At 65.5% G+C, this 18,053-nt stretch carries 13 protein-coding genes and 2 pseudogenes; 5 read left to right on the forward strand and 10 right to left on the reverse strand.

The window, feature by feature from the left end:
- Positions 1–36: 36 nt before the first annotated feature.
- Positions 37–1,653 carry an MFS transporter gene (locus U1738_RS05115; RefSeq protein ID WP_332787926.1) on the reverse strand — a complete coding sequence of 539 codons (1,617 nt, stop codon included), beginning with the start codon at positions 1,651–1,653 and terminating at the stop codon, positions 37–39.
- 228 nt (positions 1,654–1,881) lie between these two features.
- On the opposite strand from U1738_RS05115, the pseudogene U1738_RS05120 reads away from it, so the two are divergent.
- The 3 genes and pseudogenes from U1738_RS05120 to U1738_RS05125 form a co-directional block, all read left to right on the forward strand.
- Positions 1,882–3,033 (forward strand): annotated as a pseudogene (locus U1738_RS05120) (esterase-like activity of phytase family protein); the annotation flags it as partial.
- A 195-nt stretch (positions 3,034–3,228) separates the two neighbouring features.
- Positions 3,229–3,336: pseudogene (locus U1738_RS20260) on the forward strand (PEPxxWA-CTERM sorting domain-containing protein); the annotation flags it as partial.
- Between the two features lie 190 nt (positions 3,337–3,526).
- On the forward strand, positions 3,527–3,919 hold the full coding sequence (locus U1738_RS05125; RefSeq protein WP_332787928.1) for a DUF1801 domain-containing protein: 393 nt from the start codon (positions 3,527–3,529) through the stop codon (positions 3,917–3,919).
- On the opposite strand, the gene mmsB is transcribed toward U1738_RS05125, so the two are convergent.
- The 7 genes from mmsB to U1738_RS05160 all read right to left on the reverse strand — a co-directional run bounded on the left by mmsB (position 3,916) and on the right by U1738_RS05160 (position 11,634).
- Positions 3,916–4,803, reverse strand: coding sequence for a 3-hydroxyisobutyrate dehydrogenase (gene mmsB / locus U1738_RS05130; protein WP_332787929.1), 888 nt, complete (start codon positions 4,801–4,803; stop codon positions 3,916–3,918). The two genes, U1738_RS05125 and mmsB, sit on opposite strands and share 4 nt — an antisense overlap.
- Positions 4,804–4,939: 136 nt before the next feature.
- A complete protein-coding gene (locus U1738_RS05135; protein ID WP_332787930.1) occupies positions 4,940–5,713 on the reverse strand; it encodes an enoyl-CoA hydratase in 774 nt (257 codons plus the stop codon).
- Positions 5,714–5,810: 97 nt separating this feature from the next.
- The gene (locus tag U1738_RS05140; protein WP_332787931.1) at positions 5,811–6,854 is read right to left on the reverse strand and encodes an enoyl-CoA hydratase/isomerase family protein; all 1,044 of its coding nucleotides are present in this window, start codon (positions 6,852–6,854) and stop codon (positions 5,811–5,813) included.
- 97 nt (positions 6,855–6,951) lie between these two features.
- Positions 6,952–8,109, reverse strand: a complete 1,158-nt coding sequence (locus U1738_RS05145; protein WP_332787932.1) for an acyl-CoA dehydrogenase family protein — start codon at positions 8,107–8,109, stop codon at positions 6,952–6,954.
- 16 nt (positions 8,110–8,125) lie between these two features.
- Complete coding sequence (locus U1738_RS05150) at positions 8,126–9,424, reverse strand: polysaccharide deacetylase family protein (RefSeq protein WP_332787933.1); 1,299 nt, start codon at positions 9,422–9,424, stop codon at positions 8,126–8,128.
- A 67-nt stretch (positions 9,425–9,491) separates the two neighbouring features.
- Positions 9,492–9,983, reverse strand: coding sequence for a hypothetical protein (locus tag U1738_RS05155; protein WP_332787934.1), 492 nt, complete (start codon positions 9,981–9,983; stop codon positions 9,492–9,494).
- A 154-nt stretch (positions 9,984–10,137) separates the two neighbouring features.
- Positions 10,138–11,634: a CoA-acylating methylmalonate-semialdehyde dehydrogenase gene (locus U1738_RS05160; RefSeq protein ID WP_332787935.1), complete on the reverse strand. Its 1,497-nt coding sequence runs from the start codon at positions 11,632–11,634 to the stop codon at positions 10,138–10,140.
- A gap of 249 nt (positions 11,635–11,883) precedes the next feature.
- On the opposite strand from U1738_RS05160, the gene U1738_RS05165 reads away from it, so the two are divergent.
- A complete protein-coding gene (locus U1738_RS05165) occupies positions 11,884–12,750 on the forward strand; it encodes a LysR family transcriptional regulator (RefSeq protein ID WP_332787936.1) in 867 nt (288 codons plus the stop codon).
- Positions 12,751–12,768: 18 nt separating this feature from the next.
- Here U1738_RS05165 and putA read toward each other — a convergent pair whose 3' ends face one another.
- Both putA and U1738_RS05175 read right to left on the reverse strand, forming a co-directional pair.
- Entirely contained in the window at positions 12,769–15,957 is a 3,189-nt protein-coding gene (gene putA, locus U1738_RS05170) for a bifunctional proline dehydrogenase/L-glutamate gamma-semialdehyde dehydrogenase PutA (protein WP_332787937.1), read from the reverse strand.
- A 43-nt stretch (positions 15,958–16,000) separates the two neighbouring features.
- Positions 16,001–17,008, reverse strand: a complete 1,008-nt coding sequence (locus tag U1738_RS05175) for an aldo/keto reductase (protein ID WP_332787938.1) — start codon at positions 17,006–17,008, stop codon at positions 16,001–16,003.
- 345 nt (positions 17,009–17,353) lie between these two features.
- Here U1738_RS05175 and U1738_RS05180 point away from each other — a divergent pair, with 345 nt between their 5' ends.
- Positions 17,354–17,857, forward strand: coding sequence for a Ros/MucR family transcriptional regulator (locus U1738_RS05180; protein ID WP_332787939.1), 504 nt, complete (start codon positions 17,354–17,356; stop codon positions 17,855–17,857).
- The last annotated feature ends 196 nt before the right edge of the window (positions 17,858–18,053 follow it).

Raw genomic sequence — 18,053 nt, forward strand, 5'->3', positions numbered from 1 at the left:
AAAGCGGTTAGCCGTGCGGGCGTGCGGGCGCCAGCCTTAGTCGGACCAGCCCGCATCTCCGTGCGCCCCGCCGGGCTTGCGTTGCTTGTAGCCGACCAATGTAACCACCAGCGCCATCGCCACCACGCACCATGTGTACCACAGGCCGGCATAGGGATCGCCGGTGCGCGCGACGATATACTGGCTGATGAAGGGCAGGAAGCCGCCGAAATAACCGGTGCCGATATGATAGGGGATCGACATCGAGCTGTAGCGGATGCGCGGCGGAAACATCTCCGACAGCATCGCCGCGACAGGCCCGAACGTGCTGCCCGACAATGCGCCCAGCACGAGGATCGCGAGCAGGATCACCGCGATGTTGAGTGGCGGCGGCACGACCTTGTCGAGCGTGTAGCCCGCCTTGGTCATCGCCGCGTCGAGGCCGGCGGGGCTGATGTCGCTCACCGTCTCCCCTCCGATCGCGACGATCGTCACCGGGGTGCGGCCCTTGGTGTAGGTGACGCCTTTCTTTGAGAAATAATCGAGCAGCCGGCCGCATTCGTCGGCCTGTTTCGCGGCGAACGGATCATAGGCGCAGCGTGGGCCGGAGACGAACACCGGCGCGCGCTGCGCCGCGTGGGCCAGCCCTGGATTGGCCGCGCCGCCCATCGCCCAGAAGACCGGGAAGAGCAAAACGAGCGTGGCGGCATAGCCCACCACGATCGGCGTCTTGCGCCCGATCCGATCGGACAGGCGACCGAACAAAACGAACCAGAACAGGCCGGATGCGGCACCCAACCCGACGATCAACTGCGCGGCGGTTTCCTGCACGCGCATCGTCTGTTGCAGGAACGAGAGGACGGTGAACATCGCGGTGTACCAGATCACCGTTAGCCCGGCGGCGATGCCGAACAACGCGACGAACAGCCGCTTGAGATTGCCGGGATAAGTGAAGCTTTCGACGAACGGGTTCTTCGCCGTCTCGCCCGCCGCCTTCATCGATTTGAACACCGGGCTTTCGGACAGTTTCAGGCGCATCCACAGCGACACCGCGAGCAGCACCAGCGAGAAGACGAACGGCAGGCGCCAGCCCCATGCCTCCCACACCGATGTCGGCAACACGCCCTTGGTGATCAGCACGACGGCGAGGCTGAGGATGAAGCCGCCGACGACGCTGGCCTGGATGAAGCTGGTGAAATAGCCGGATTTTCCCGGCGGCGAATGTTCCGCGACATAGATCGCCGCGCCGCCATATTCCCCGCCGAGCGCAAGCCCCTGCATGATGCGTAGCAAGATCAGGATGAAGGGCGCCGCGAGGCCGATCGAGGCGGCGGAGGGCACGAAGCCCATGCCGGCGGTGGCGACGCCCATAAGCGTGATCGTGACGAGGAAGGTGTATTTGCGCCCCAATTTGTCGCCGAGGAACCCGAACAGCACCGCGCCCAAGGGCCGGAAGCCGAAGCCAACCGCGAAGCCGGCCCAGGCGAACAGGGTCTGCAACAGTTCCGATCCGCCGGGGAAGAAGGTGCGCCCGATGATGCCGGAGGCCGCAAGCGTGCCGTAGATGAAGAAATCGTACCATTCGAACGCGGTGCCGAGCGACGACGCGGTGATGACGAGCTGGATTTCCTTGCGCGTCGGTGCCGGTGTGGCGGCGTCGGTTGCCGTGGTCATCTTGGTCTCCCCTCGGGAAGGTTTAGCGGGATTGGACCCGGCGGCAAGTGAACTGGTGCAGGCCATGACAGATCGGCGCGGAAAACGACCGCGACGGAAGCGCCGGATGACGCCGAACCGTAGCATTCCCGTCACGGCCACGTCACGGAATCGCGTTAACGGCGCGTTCACTAATAGGGGGACTTCACGATGCGTATTCTCACGACTTTGACATTGGCGGCGGCGAGCATGATCGCGTCCGCACCCGCGCAGGCGATCACCTTCGTCAACGCCTTGCGGATTCCGAACGTCGTCACCGGGGGCAACGATGCCAATCGGTTCGGCGGTTTCGGCTCGGATCTCGTCTACAATGCCGCCGACGGGCTTTATTACGGGATGACCGATCGCGGCCCCGGCGGCGGCCTGCTCGATTATGCGCCGCGCATCCAGTCCTTCTCGCTCGATGTCGCCACCAACGGCACGATCTCGAACTTCGCCGCGCGCGCACCGATCATCTTCACCCGGGACGGTGTCGCGTTCAGCGGGCAGAATCCCGGCCTGCTCGCCGGCGACAAGGCCGCGCTGGGCCGCTCGTTCGACCCCGAAGGGCTCGCGATCCGTAGCAACGGCAATTTCATCGTGTCCGACGAATATGGCCCGTCGATCTACGAATTCGACAGCCAGGGCCGATACGTCCGCGCCTTCACCATTCCGGCCAATCTGCTGCCCAAACAGGCCGATGGCACGCCCAATTATGTCGATGGCCGCCCGACGATCACGAGCGGCCGTCAGGACAATCGCGGCTTCGAGGGGCTGACGCTGTCGAACGACGGGACCAAGGCATATGCAATCCTGCAGGATCCGCTGGTCAACGAGGGCCCGGTGAACGGCGGCGAGACGCAAGGCCGTCGCGCCCGAAATCTGCGGATCGTCGAGTTCGACGTGGCCACCGGCAATGCGACAGCGCAGTTCGCCTACACGCTGGAAAGCATTGCCGATATCAACGGGCGCATCCCCGGCACTGCCGACGACTTCACCGCAACCCAGCAGGGCCGCTCGATCGGCGTATCGTCGATCACGCAATTGCCGGACGGCCGCTTCCTGGTAATCGAACGCGACAATCGTGGATGGGGGGTCGACGACACCGCCAACCGCCTGCCGATCGGATCCAAGCGCGTCTATATCGTCGACAAGACGGGCGCGACCGACATCAGCAACATCTCGCTCGCCGGCCTGTCGGCGCTGCCGCTGGGAGTCACCGCGGTGAACAAGGGCACCCAGCCGTTCCTCGACATCCAGGCGCTGCTCGTCGCCGCCGGCATCCCGATCGCCGAGAAGCTGGAAGGGCTGGCGTTCAGCCCGATGCTGGCCGATGGCGGACGTGCCTTGTTCATCATCAGCGACAACGACTTCTCGGTGACGCAGTTCGACGGCAGCAGCACGCAGTTCGAATATTGCACCTCGGGGCCGGAGGCGAATGCGGTCTCGTTCACCCCGGCGCTCGGCACGCCCTGCCCGACCGGCACCGCGCTGATCCCGACCTTCCTCTATTCGTTCAAGCTCAGCGCCGCCGAAGCCTCTGCGCTCGGCTTCGCGACCACGGCCGTGCCCGAACCGGCCAGCTGGGCGATGATGATCGGCGGCTTCGGCCTGGTCGGCGGTGCCATGCGGCGGCGGCAGCGGACGACCGTGCGGTACGCCTGAATGTCGTGATGTTGATGGGCGCCGCCTGCACGGAAAGCGGGCGGCGTTTCCATGTTGTACTTTGCGCTCATTGGCGCATCGAGATGCGCCCGGTTGCGCATGCGAGACGTCGAGATCATAAGGAAGCGATAGCCCGCGCCAGCCGATTTTCGCGATCCGTGGGACAACGAAAAATCATCGAGCAGGACGTATGACCGACCAGGACTCCCCATCCGCCCGCATCGACGCGAAGCTCGCGGCGCTTGGCGACTGGCGGGGCGAAACCCTGGCTCGCATGCGGGCGCTGATCCTCGCGGCCGATCCCGACATGGTCGAGGCGGTGAAATGGGTCAAACCCACGAACCCGTCCGGCGTGCCGACCTGGGAGCATGCCGGGATCGTCTGCACCGGTGAGGTCTACAAGGCCTATGTCAAATTGACCTTCGCGCGTGGCGCGGCACTCGACGACCCCACCGGCCTGTTCAACGCTGGGTTCGGGGGTGGCACGCGCCGAGCGATCGACCTTCGCGAGGGCGAGACGGTCGATGCCGCGGCGTTCACCGCGCTGATCGTTCAGGCGGTGGCGCTCAACCTCGAAGCCTAGCGGCCCTGAGCGTCCAGCATCCGGATGATCCCGGAGAAGTCCACGCCCCCCTGCCCGTCCGCGTTGAACGTCTCGTAAAGTTCCGCCGCCTTCGCGCCCATCGGGGTTTGCGCGTCGGCATTCTGTGCCGCTTCCATCGCCAGGCGCAGATCTTTGAGCATCAGCGCCGTTGCGAAACCGCCCTGATAATCGTGATCGGCGGGCGTATCGGGGCCGACGCCGGGGAGCGGCGCGTAGCTCGTCATCGACCAGCTCTGGCCCGATGACACCGACGAAATGTCGAAGAATTTCTGCGGATCGAGGCCGAGTTTCTGCGCGAGCAGGAACGCCTCGCACGTGCCGACCATCGTGACGCCGAGCAGCATGTTGTTGACGATCTTCGCCGCCTGACCGCTGCCGTTCGCGCCGGCGTGGATCACCGCCTTGCCCATATCGGCAAGAAACGGCTCGGCGCGATCGAAGCCCTCCGCGCTGCCGCCGACCATGAAGGTGAGCGTGCCAGCATTGGCCGCGCCTATCCCGCCCGAGACGGGGGCGTCGACGGCGGTGAAGCCCTTGGCCTGTGCGGCTTCGGCGACGCGTTTCGCGGTGGCGACGTCGATCGTCGAGCAATCGATCAGGATCGCGGAGGTCGGGGCGTTGGCGAAGACGGCGTCCGTATAGACGCCTTCAACATGCTTGCCGGCGGGGAGCATCGTGACGACCGCCTCTGCGCCTTCCAACGCTTCGGCGGTGGTCGCGGCGGGGAGGCAACCGGCCTTCGCCGCTCGCTCCAGCGCTTCCGGCGAAAGGTCGAAGGCGCGGACGTCGTGACCCTTCTTCGCGAGATTCGCGGCCATGCCGCCGCCCATGTTGCCGAGGCCGATAAATGCTACGCGTGCCATCTCTCTCTCCTATCTTCTGCTCCCTCCCCTTCAGGGGAGGGTTGGGGTGGGGCCGTGCCCCATCATCGACGCTGGTCTCGGTGAGATTGCACTGCCCCACCCCCACCCCTCCCCTGAAGGGGAGGGGGATTTTAAGTCACTTCCCCGTCCACACCCCCGGGCGCTTCTCGACGAAGGCGGCCATGCCTTCCTTCTGATCGCTGGTGCAGAACAGGCCGTGGAACAGGCGGCGTTCGAACTGCACGCCCATCGCCAGGCCGGTCTCGAACGCGGCATCGACCATTTCCTTGTTCGCCTTCACCGCCAGCGGGGCCATGCCGGCGATCGTCGTGGCGGTCTTCACTGCGTCCTCGACCAGATCGGCGGCAGGCACGATGCGGCTGACGAGCCCGGCGCGTTCCGCTTCCTCCGCGCCCATCATGCGGCCGGTGAGCACCATCTCCATCGCCTTGGCCTTGCCGACCGCGCGGGTCAGGCGCTGCGATCCGCCCATGCCGGGGGCGACGGCGAGCTTGATCTCGGGCTGACCGAACTTGGCGGTGTCGGCGGCGAGGATGAAATCGCACATCATCGCCAATTCGCACCCGCCGCCCAGCGCGAACCCGGCGACGGCGGCGATGATCGGCTTGCGCGTCTTTGCCAGCGTTTCGTAGCCGCTGAAATGGTTGGTGCCGTACATCTCGGCAAAGCCCTGTCCCGACATCTCCTTGATATCGGCCCCGGCGGCGAAGGCTTTTTCGCTGCCGGTGAGGACGGCGCAGCCCTGCGTGGCGTCGGCATCGAATGCGGCGAGCGCGGCGAGCAGATCGGCAAGGACCTGCGCGTTGAGGGCGTTGAGCGCCTGGGGGCGATTGAGCGTGATCAGCGTGACGGGGCCGCGCTGTTCGACGAGGATGGTTTCGTAGGTCATTCTGTCTCTCCGTCGTCCCGGCGAAGGCCGGGACCGCTGTGTTTGTGTCTGGCCGGCTGCCGTTGCGCGGCGGTCCCGGCCTCCGCCGGGACGACGTTTAACCCGGCGTCCACGCCTCGCCGTCCGGCAAGGGCGCGAAGATCTGGTCTATCACGTGATCGGTCACACCCTCGGGCGTCGCTGGATTCCAGTTCGGGGCGTTGTCCTTGTCGACGATCACCGCGCGGACGCCTTCGAGGAAATCATGGCGCTGCACGACATGCGCGCCGACGGCATATTCCTGACGCATCTCGTCTTCGAACGTCGGCATCACCCGGCCCTCGTGGAGCAGGCGGAGCGAGACCTTCATCGTCTGTGGCGACTTGGTCCTGAGCGTAGCGAGTTGTCGCTGCGCCCATTCGCTGTCGTCTGCGGCGAGCGCGGCGAAGATATCCTCAAGTTGATCCGAGGCGAACAGGCGATCGATCTCGTCGCGATGCGCGAGGATGCGCGCCTCCGGGGGCGATGCGGAAAGATCGGTGAGGATCGTCGCAATGGCCTGCGGATCGGCGGCGATGCGCGCCTTGGCATCGTCGAGCGCCGCGCTTGGCACGTAATGGGTTGCGAGACCCAGTGCGAGGCACTCGGAACCGTCGAGCCGGTGCCCGGTCAGCGCGAGATATTGCCCGGTGCGGCCGGGCAGGCGCGAGAGATACCAGCCACCGCCGACATCCGGGAACAGGCCGATGCCGGTTTCGGGCATAGCGAATTTCGTGTTTTCGGTCGCGACGCGGAAATCGCACGGCAGCGACAGGCCGACACCGCCGCCCATGGTAATCCCGTCCATGAACGCGACCATCGGCTTGGCGTAGGTGAACAGGCGGTGGTTCATGCGATATTCGACATGGAAGAACGCCCGTGCCTCCGCCCCGTCCTTTGCGCCGCTTTCGGCCAACATGCGGATGTCGCCGCCCGCGCAGAAGCCCCTGCCCTCGGCATGGTCGATGACTACCGCGGCGATTTCGGCTTGGGTTGACCAAGTGTCGAGCGCGGCGAGGATCGCCTCGCACATCGGGGTATTGAGCGCGTGGATCGCCTTCGGGCGGTTGAGCCGGATCCGAGCGAGCGATCCTTCTGCGGACGTGAGAATGTCATCCGTCATGCGCCGTACTCCTGCGCAGGCAGGAGCCCAGGGTTACGAGCGATCCGCTTTTGGCACTGGATTCCTGCGTTCGCAGGAATACGGGGTCGGGTGATGATCATTGGCGCGTCAGCTCCCGGCCGATGATCATGCGCATAACCTGGTTGGTGCCCTCCAGGATCGAATGGACGCGCAGGTCGCGCCAGAAGCGTTCGATCGGGTAATCCTGCAGATAGCCGTAGCCGCCATGCAATTGCAGCGCGCGATCGACGATGCTGGAGCCGCTATCGGTCGCGAGGCGCTTGGCCATCGCCGAGAAGCGCGACTTGTCGGGCGCGTCGGCGCTGACCTTGGCAGCAGCGAGATACAGCAGGGCACGCGCTGCTTCGAGGTCGGTCGCCATGTCGGCAAGCGTGAATTGGGTGTTCTGAAAATCGGACACCGGCTGGCCGAATTGCTGGCGGTCCTTGGTGTAGGCGATCGATTCATCGAGACACCGTTGCGCGCCGCCGAGCGAACACGCACCGATGTTGAGCCGCCCGCCGTCCAGCCCGGCCATCGCGAAGCGGAAGCCATCTCCCTCCGCGCCGACGCGGTTCTCGATCGGCACGCGGCAATCCTCGAAGATCACCTGCGCGGTCGGCGATGCGTTCCAGCCCAGCTTGCGTTCCGGCGCGCCAAACGAAAGGCCGGGCGTATCCTTCTCGATCACGAGGCAGGAAATGCCTTTCGACTTCTCCTCGCTGGTGCGCACCATGCAGACATAGATGTCATTATAGCCAGCACCGGAGATAAACTGCTTGGTGCCGTTCAGCACATAGTGATCGCCCCCAGAATCCTTGGCGCGGCGCGCGCTGGCTTTCAGCGCAGCCGCATCGGAACCGGAGCCGGGTTCGGTCAGGCAATAGCTGGCGATCTTGTTCATGCCGACCAGATCGGGGAGGAAGCGCGCCTTGATCTCCGCGCCGCCGAACCGGTCGATCATCCACGTCGCCATGTTGTGGATCGAGATGTACGCGCTGGTCGCGGGGCAACCATAGGCCATCGCCTCCATGATCAGCGCCGCCTCCAGCCTGCCGAGGCCAATGCCGCCGCTCTCCTCGCCGACATAGATCGCGCCGAAGCCGAGTTCGCCCGCCGCCTTCCACACATCGACCGGGTAGTGGCGTTTCTCGTCCCATTCACTCGCGAACGGCGTGATGCGATCGGCGGTGAACTTGCGCGCCAGATCCTGGATCTCGCGCTGCTCGTCGGTGAGGTCGAACTGGTTGGTCATGGTCTCTCTTTACGGATCAGGAACAGCGGACGAAGGCACGGTCGCCGGCACCGCCGCCGGTCATGCGCAACCGGCCGGGCGGTGTACCGAACGCGTCGGGGCCGAGGCTCAGGGTGCGCGCGAGGGTGCGGCGGCCGGTTGGCGTGGGCAACAGGAAATTGCCGTCGATACGGCGCGCGGCCACACGCGACACCGAGTCGGCCATGGCATAGCGTTTGGGCGATCCGGCGATCTCGATCGTGGCATAACCGAGCGTCAGGCGTGCGCGTGCATCGGGCGATTGCCAGCAGCCACGCAGGGGCACCGGGATGTGCGGCAACGCGGCCGCCCGCGCCAACGCCGCGCCATCCGGCAGCGCTTCCGTCCCGCCCCCGGCATGCAACACGCGATCGGCGAACAAAGCGGTCGCCACCTTGCGATCGTTGCGATCGAACCAGCGCTGGCCGGGCAGTTTGTGCGCCCAGGCGAGTTGTTCAGCGAGTGTGCCGTTGGCATACGCGATGTCGGGTTGGGCGCGATACGCGGGATCGGCGAAGGCGCGGTCGGCGGTGATGATCGTCCAGCCGTCTTTGCGGAGCGCGGCGACCAGATCGGCGACGAACAACGCCGCGATATCGGTTTCGTGCAGCAACAGCATCTGCGGCACCGCGCGGCCCAGCGTGCGCCGCATGAGATCGTCTGAGAAATTCGCCGATTGCACCATCGTCTCGACGTACAGATCGCGGAGCGCCGCCATGTCGATCGGCTTGCCGGCCTTTTTCGCGGCGATCGTTTCCCCCTCGATGAACCAGTCCGAACCATCCACCGAGGCGTAGCCGTTGCTGAGCCCGCGCGCCTTCAGCCCGGCGCGCACGGCATCGCGTTTCGCCTTGTTCGCCCCGCCCTCGTCCAGCGCGGGGAAGCGGAACCACGGACGGAAGCCGGGGCGCCCCTTCAGCCAATCGTCGGCCCCGTCGATCTGGCCGACGAACGCCGCAGCAGACATGGCCGAGAGATGCGCGTGCAGGAACGTGTGGTTGGCGATAACGTGCCCCGCGGCGACATAGCGGCCGATGCGTTGTTCGTGGCCGTCGCCCGGCATGATGCGGCCGGGGTTGATGAAGAACGCCGCCTGCTCGACGCTCGCTTCGCGGAGCGCAGCGATCAGTTTCGCATTGCGCTGATCGACGGTGAGAAACGCACCCGGCCCGCGCGGCGCATCGTCGAAACTGAGCGCGATAGTCTTGGTCGGCTGTACCGGCATCACCGTGGCGACCGCGAGCGGATCGGGGCGCGCAGCGACCAGCAAGGCGGCAAGCAGGAGGAACGCGCGCATCCTAGCACCGCCGCCATCGACGGGCTGCCCGATCGGAAGAGTCGATCCGCGCTCTCATCCATCCTGTTTAGCAGCGCTCATAGCGGTACGTCTTGACCGGAGATTGGCCGGTCCGCTGCAAAACTGTGCCGGCAGCGGTCAATTCCAGCGTCTCGCGCGTCCGCCATTCCTGGCCTTCGCCCTTATAGGCGAGATCGGCCACGACCTTGTAGCGCGACGGGCCGCCGACCACGGTCGCGGTCGCGGTCGCCTCATAGAAGGTCAGCGTGTTACCCTTGACGATCAGCAGCCCCTTGGTGTCGGAACGCGCGATGTCGCAATCCGCGGGGTTCATGCCCCAACGGCCCTCGAAGGCCGGCGGCAGAGCGGCGGCCGACGGTGCCTTGGTCGGCTTGGCCGCTACCACCGGCAGGCCCTTGGCCACCTTGGCGTCGGGCGAGGCCTCGACCTTGGCCATCGCGGCCTCGGCTTGCGCGTCCTTATCAGCTTCGGAGGTCCTGCTCGAACAGGCGGCGAGACTGGTGGCGGCGAGCAGGCCGATCAGGAAATTGCGGATCATGAATGCGTCCTTCGCGAATGATGCGAATAGGAAACGCCGCGAAGCGCACGCACGATCCATTGCCCGCCGATGATCATGTACGGGCACCCGCAATGCAGGAGGCCGAAATGGATACCGATTTCATGATGCGTTTCCCAAGACGGTCCGCAGAACTTCAGCCCATCGTCGGAATCACGAACGCGTTGCTACCGTCCGGGGCTCCATCCGGCCAGCGCTGGGTGATGGTTTTCACCTTGGTCCAGAACTTCACGCCCTCCATGCCGTGCTGGTTGGTGTCGCCGAACGCGCTGCGTTTCCACCCGCCGAACGTGTGATAGGCGACCGGCACCGGGATCGGCACGTTGATGCCGACCATGCCGACGTTCACGCGCGCGGCGAATTCGCGCGCGGCATGGCCGTTGCGCGTGAAGATGGCGACGCCGTTGCCGTATTGATGCTCGCCCGGCAGGCGCAGGGCATGTTCGAAATCGTCGGCGCGGACGATCTGCAGGACGGGGCCGAAAATCTCCTCCTTGTAGGATTCCATCTGCGGCGTGACGTGATCGAACAGCGAAGGCCCGATGAAGAAGCCCTTTTCATGCCCCTGAAGCTCGAAGCCTCGCCCGTCGACGACCAGTTCCGCGCCTTCATCCACGCCGGTCTGGATCCAGTTCTCGACGCGCTGCTTGTGCGCGGCGTTCACCACCGGGCCGTAATGCGCGTCGTTATCGGTGCTGACGCCGACGCGCAAAGCGGCGATGGCGGGGATCAGTTTCTCGCGCAGCGCGATCGCGGTCTTTTCGCCGACCGGCACGACCACCGGCAGCGCCATGCAGCGCTCGCCAGCCGAGCCGAATGCGGCACCCGACAGATCGGCGACGACCTGATCGAGATCGGCATCGGGCATGACGATGCCGTGGTTCTTCGCCCCGCCCATCGCCTGCACGCGCTTGCCCGCCGCGACGCCGCGCTTGTAGACGTAGTGCGCGATGTCGGACGAACCGACGAAGCTGACCGCGCTGATCGCCGGATGATCGAGGATCGCGTCGACCATCTCCTTGTCGCCGTGCACGACCTGCAGGATACCTTCCGGCAGGCCCGCTTCGAGGAACAGTTCGCCGAGCCGAACCGGCACCGACGGATCACGCTCGCTGGGCTTCAGGATGAAGGCGTTGCCGGTGGCGATCGCCACGCCGGACATCCAGAGCGGGATCATGCCGGGGAAGTTGAACGGCGTGATTCCGGCACCGATGCCGAGCGGCTGGCGCATCGAATAGACGTCGATGCCCGGGCCTGCACCTTGGGTATATTCGCCCTTCAGCACATGCGGGATACCGCAGCAGAATTCAATCACTTCGAGACCGCGCTGGATGTCGCCCTTGCTGTCAGCGATCACCTTGCCGTGTTCGGAGCTGAGCAGATGCGCCAGTTCGTCCATGTTCTTCTCGACCAAGGCCTTGAAATTGAACATCACGCGGGCGCGGCGTTGCGGGTTGGTGGCGGCCCAGCCGGGCTGCGCCTTCAGCGCTGCGGCGACGGCCTTGTCGAGGAGCGCCTGATCGCCGAGATTGACGCTGGCCTGAACCTGACCGGTATTGGGATCGAACACATCGCCGGTGCGCGTGGCTCCGCCACCGGAATGGCCCGCGATCAGATGATCGATGACGCGCATATATTCTCTCCTGAAGAATTCTATTGGCGGCCCCTATCCCACCGGGCATTTATGCATGCAAGCCATCATCTTTGCCGGTGGCATGCGCGTTTTTGCGGGGTAAAGCGGAGACCGACCCCAACAATTGCCGTCATCCTGACGAAGGTCAGGATCCATCGCGCCTCATCGGCGATCGTCTGACAGGCGAAATGGATCCTGACCTTCGTCAGGATGACGGCAACGGGCAATTGAGGGGGAAAAGGAAACACCTTGGGAAATTGGGACGATCTGCGCATCTTCCTCGCCGTGGCACGCGCCGGGCGACTGGCGGCGGCGGCGCGGCTCCTCGGAATAGACGTGACGACGGTGTCGCGCCGCCTCGCCCGGCTGGAGGCGGCATTGGGCGCGGCCCTGTTCGAGACGGTCGGCGGCGAGCGGCAGTTGAGCGAGATGGGCCAAGCGCTGCTGTTGCAGGCGGAGACGATCGAGACGGCGGTGCTCTCCGCGACGGAGGGGGACCGTGGCGCATCGCTCGCCGGGCATGTGCGGCTGAGCCTAGCGGAAGGGCTGGCAACGCATCTCGTCGCGCCCGCCGTGGCGCAATTTCGCGCTGCGCACCCCAATGTGCGACTCGACCTGATCACCGCCTCCGGTTTCCTTAACCCCTCCAAGCGGGAGGCGGATGTCGCGGTGATGCTGGCGCGGCCGCGCAATCGGCAATTGCGGGCGGCGAAGCTCGCCGATTACGTGCTGCGGCTGTATGCGACCGACGACTATCTGGTGGCGCACGGCGTGCCGGACAGCGCCGCCGCACTGAACGGGCATACGCTGATCTCCTACGTGGCCGAGCATATCCATGCGGTGGAACTGGATTATCTGTCAGAAATCCATGACGGGCTGGTCGCGCGAGCGCGCAGCACCAGCATCAACGTGCAGCATGCGATGATCCGCAGCGGTGCCGGGATCGGCATCCTGCCCGATTTCATCGCGCGGCGCGACCGGACGCTGACCGGCGTCTTGCCCGACGTCGCACTAGGACGCAGCTTCTGGCTGGTCACGCATGAGGACACACACGGCACGCCGCGCATTCAGGCGGTGACGGAATGGCTGCGCGAGGTCGCCACCGGGATCGCGTAACGCGGTGTAAATCCGTCGTCAGCTCGCGAGCAGGGTCGCATTTCCGCCGGCCGCCGTCGTATCCACGCACACAGTGCGCTCGGTCGCGAACCGCGCGAGATAATGCGGGCCACCAGCCTTCGGCCCCGTCCCCGACAAGCCTTCGCCGCCGAACGGCTGGCTGCCGACGACCGCGCCGATCTGGTTGCGGTTGACGTAGATGTTGCCGACCCGCGCCCGCGCCGTGACCCGCTCGATCGTCGTGTCGATGCGGCTGTGGACGCCCAACGTCAGGCCGAAGCCGGTGGCGTTGATCGCATCGATCACCGCGTCCAATCCGTCTGCCGGCCAGCGCACGACGTGCAGCAATGGCCCGAAATTCTCCTTGGCGAGCGCGGAGATCGCCGGGATTTCGAACATGGCGGGGGCGACGAAATCGCCCTGCCCGGCCGGGATCGGCAGTTTGCACAGGGTGGCGCTGGCAAGGTCGGCGCTGTGATCCTCGAGCGATTTGCGCGCGGGCGCATCGATCACCGGGCCGATATCGGTCGATAGCAGGCGCGGATCGCCGACCGTCAGCGCGCGCATCGCGCCCGCGATCATCTCCAGCGTGGCGTCGGCGATGTCCTCCTGCAGGTACAGCACGCGCAGCGCCGAGCAGCGCTGCCCGGCGCTCTGGAAGGCGGATTGCACCACATCACGCGTCACCTGTTCGGGCAAGGCCGAACTGTCGACGATCATCGCATTCTGCCCGCCCGTCTCGGCGATCAGCGGCACGATCGGCCCGTTCCGCTGGGCCAAGGTCAGGTTGATCGACCGCGCGGTATTGGTCGATCCGGTGAAGACCACCCCGGCGATCCCCTCATGCGCGACCAGGGCCGCGCCCACTTCACCGCCGCCGGGGAGCAGATGCAGGATGTCGGCCGGCACACCAGCCTCGCGCAGCAATTCCACCGCGAGCGCGGCGATCAGCGGCGTCTGCCCGGCAGGCTTGGCGATCACCGCATTGCCGGCGGCGAGCGCGGCGGCGACCTGTCCGGTGAAGATCGCCAGCGGGAAATTCCACGGGCTGATCGCCGCGATCACACCGCGACCGTGCAGGGTGAGCGTGTTCGATTCCCCGGTCGGGCCGGGCAGCGCTTCCCCGGGGACGAACTGGCGGCGTGCCTCGACGGCATAATAGCGCAGGAAATCGACCGCCTCGCGCAGTTCGAGGATCGCATCGCCCAACGTCTTCCCCGCCTCGCGCACGCACAGTGACAGCAATTCGTCGCTATGCGCTTCGTACAGATCGGCGGCGACATCGAGCGCCTCGGCGCGGCGCTCGACCCCGGCGGCGTCCCAATCGGGTTGCAGATTTTGGGCGAGCGCGATGGCCTTGGCGACGTCATCGCGCGTGGCCTCGACGACCGTGCCGACGGTGATGCTGCGGTCGAACGGGGCAGTGACGGGCTTGGTCGTGCCCTTGCCCAACTTCTTGCCGATCATCGGCGCGGCATTGTTCCCCGGCGAAGGCCGGGGTCCAGTCGCGATGGCCGAAGTAACTTTGGGCTGTCCGCTGCCATTAACCGCCCGCAACTGGGCCCCGGCCTTCGCCGGGGAACTATCCAAAGCCGCGAGGCGCGCCAATAACGGTTCGCGGACCAGCGGATCGGAGAGGTCGATCCCCGCCGAATTCACCCGCGACGGCGCGAACAGATCCTTCGGCAGCGGAATGCGCGGGTTGCGCCGCGGCTCGAGGGCGCGCGTGGTTTCGACCGGATGATCGATCAACGATTCGACCGGCAGGTCGGCGTCGGCGAGGCGGTTGACGAACGAGGCGTTGGCGCCGTTTTCCAGCAGTCGGCGGACGAGATACGCCAGCAATTCCTTATGCCCGCCGACCGGCGCGTAGATGCGCACCGGCGTCGGCGCATTGCCTTCTCCCACGCGCAGCACGTCGTACAGATCCTCGCCCATGCCGTGCAGGCGCTGGAACTCGAACGGAGTCTCTCCGGCCATCGCTTTTATGGCGGCGACGGTGGCGGCATTGTGCGTGGCGAACCCGGAATAGATCGTATCGCTCGCCTCCAGCAGGCGGCGCGCGCCGGCGAGATACGACACGTCGGTCGAGGATTTGCGCGTGAACACCGGATAATCGGCGAACCCGCCGACCTGGCTGGCCTTGATCTCGCTGTCCCAATAGGCACCCTTGACCAGCCGGACCATGATGCGGCGGTCATGCTTGCGGGCGAGCGCCACCGTCCAGTCGATCAGCGGTAATGCGCGCTTCTGATACGCCTGGATGACGATGCCGAACCCGCGCCAGCCATTCGCGAACAGCGTGTCGTCGGCGATCAAAGCTTCGATCAGGTCCATCGACAGATCGAGCCGGTCGGCTTCCTCCGCATCGATCGCGAGGCAGATGTCGGCGGCGGACGCCGCGGCGACCAGTTCGCGCAGGCGCGGCAGCATCTCGGCCATGATCCGGCTCGCCTGCGACCATTCGTAGCGCGGATGCAGCGCGGAAAGCTTGACCGAGACGCCGTCGACGCCCTCGACCTCACCCTGCCCCCGCGCCTTGCCGACGGCGGCGATCGCGCCCTTATACGCATCGAAATAGAAGTCCGCGTCCGCCTGCGTCCGCGCTGCCTCGCCGAGCATGTCGAACGAGTGGGTTTCGCGGCCCGCGCTTCCGCGCTTCAGCGCCTCGCCGATCGTACGGCCGAAGACGAAATGATGGCCGAGGATGCGCATCCCTTCGAACAAGGCACGGCGGATCACCGGCTTGCCCAGCCGGGTGACGGCCCGCCTCGCGATCGCCGCCCAATCGTCCACCTCGCCGAGCGTCACCACGCTGCCGGTGAGCATCAGCCCGAAGGTCGAGGCGTTGACGAACAGCGACTGCGAGCGACCGAGATTGGCGCTCCATTCCTTGCCGCCGATCTTGTCGGCGATCAGCCGGTCGCGCGTCGCCGCATCGGGAATGCGCAGCAACGCCTCGGCCAGGCACATCAGGGCGATGCCCTCCTCGGTTGACAAGGCATAGCTTTGCAACAGGCTGTCGACCGCATTGCCCTCGCCGCGCGAGCGCACGCCCTCGACCAGAGTGCGCGCCAGCGCCTGTGTCGCGGCCAGTTCGTCGGCGGGGGGTTGGGCCTGTTCGAGGCGTTCGGCGATGCACGCCTCCTCATCCATGCGATACGCGGCGTGGACGGCGGAGCGGTTGAATGTCGTGATGCTTGGCATGACGCCCTCTATCGTACCGGATGATACGAAATCAAACATCGCATCAGGCCGCGACGTCGTCCGGCCAGCTTTCGGTATCGATCGCAGCCTGCATCGGCGGCGAATAGCGATGTCCCGCGACCGCGCCGTGCGTGAAGATCGCATCCACTTCCGCCAGCGTCGTGGCATCGAAGGCGATCGTTGCAGCAGCGAGGTTTTCCTCCAGATGCGCGATATTGCCGGTGCCGGGAATGGGAATGACGTCCTCGCCCCGCGCCAGCACCCAGCCGAGCGACAATTGCGCCGGCGTACAGCCGACACGCGCGGCGATCGCGTCGAAACGATCGGCCAGTGCCAGATTGTGCGTCAGGTTCGGCTCCACGAAACGCGGCATCGCGGCACGGATGTCACCGGGCGTGAAATCCGGCCCGCGCACCGCACCGGCGAGGAAACCGCGCGCTACGGGCGAGAAGGCGACGAAGGCGATCCCAAGCTCACGGCACGCCTCCAGCACGGCGATCTCGGGATTGCGCACCCAGGGTGAATATTCGGTTTGCAGCGCCGTGATCGGATGCACGGCATGCGCGCGGCGCACCGTGGCGGCGGACATCTCGCTCAGGCCCAGGCTGCCGATCTTGCCGGCTTCCTTCGCACGGACCAGCGCGCCGACCGAATCCTCGATCGGCACCTTGCGGTCGAAACGGTGGAGGTAATAGAGATCGATATGGTCGGTGCCGAGCCGCAGCAACGCGGCATCCAGTGTGCGAGCGATCGCCGCCGGACTGGCATCCAGCACGCGTTGCCCGTCCACCACATCGAGCACGCATTTGCTGGCGAGCATGAATTCCTTGCGCCTATGCATAACCGCCTTGCCGATCAGCCGTTCGCTGGCCCCCGCGCCGTAGATCGCGGCGGTATCGAGAAAGGTGCAGCCGAGATCGAGCGCACGATTGAGCAGGCGCGCGCCCTCCTCTTCGCCCGGCGGGATGCCGTAGGCGTGGTTGAGGTTCATGCAGCCGAGGCCGATCGCGGAAACGGTGAATTGGCCGATCTGACGGGTGGGTAGGGTCAAGATGGATCTCGCACGACGTTGAAGGGGGCGGATGCCACGGTATCGCGTGCGGGGCGATCGGGGAAGCCGAATGGCCCGATCAGCCCGACGAGGTGCCCAATTCATCAGGCGGGGCATCGACGCCGATGGCGACAGTCGGATCGATTGCGAACAACACCTGTCCGATGACTGCAATATCGCGAATAAGTACCTTAATCCCGCGCTCAAGAATTTATCGAAGACCAAGCACAGAGCGAATCTTACAATTTTTTGCGCAATAAACTGTACCTGTTAGTCCATATCCATTATAGTACCACTTGTCGGGGGTCGACACTGCAAGTTTTTGCAAATGATAATGGAGTCAGAATGTCCGACGAAGCACCCTGGAACGCCGTGGAATTGGCGACCGAACTGACCATCGCTTGGCTCGGTAACGCGAACAATCGCGTTTCGGCAGACGAGGTTCCTGCTTTTCTGCGTGCGATGCATGCCACGGTTAGCGATTTGTCGGGCACCCCCGGGTCTGACCAGTCCGCGACTGCGACCACCAGTGAAGAGCATGTGCCAGCCGTGTCGGTTCGTCGTTCGCTAGCCTCGAAGGACCACATCCTGTCGATGATCGACGGCAAGCCGTACAAGGCCCTGCGTCGCCACCTGACCACCAACGGCCTGACGCCGGAACAGTATCGCGAGCGCTACAGCCTGCGTTCGGACTATCCGATGGTGTCGGAGAATTATTCGGCCGCACGACGCGACATGGCGATCCGCATCGGTCTGGGATCGAAGGGCCGCAAGGCCAAGGCCGATGGCGCATCCGCCGCAGCCTCGCCGGCCAAGCGCCCGGGTCGCAAGCCCAAGATCGCGGAATAATCTCGCGATCTGTCTAGCAAAGCCGCCGGTCGAAAGGCCGGCGGCTTTTTGCTGTCCGGCCTTCCGCTCAGAAAACGATCAGGGGGACGGCCACTAGCCCGGCCCACATGACGGCGGAGATCAGCGCGGCGGCGGCCAGGCCTCGCGCCATTCGCACGCCGGATTTTCCAGGCACCAGTTGCAACACGACCATCTC

It is taken from the genome of Parasphingomonas caseinilytica (genome assembly GCF_036663755.1).
GTDB lineage: Bacteria > Pseudomonadota > Alphaproteobacteria > Sphingomonadales > Sphingomonadaceae > Sphingomonas.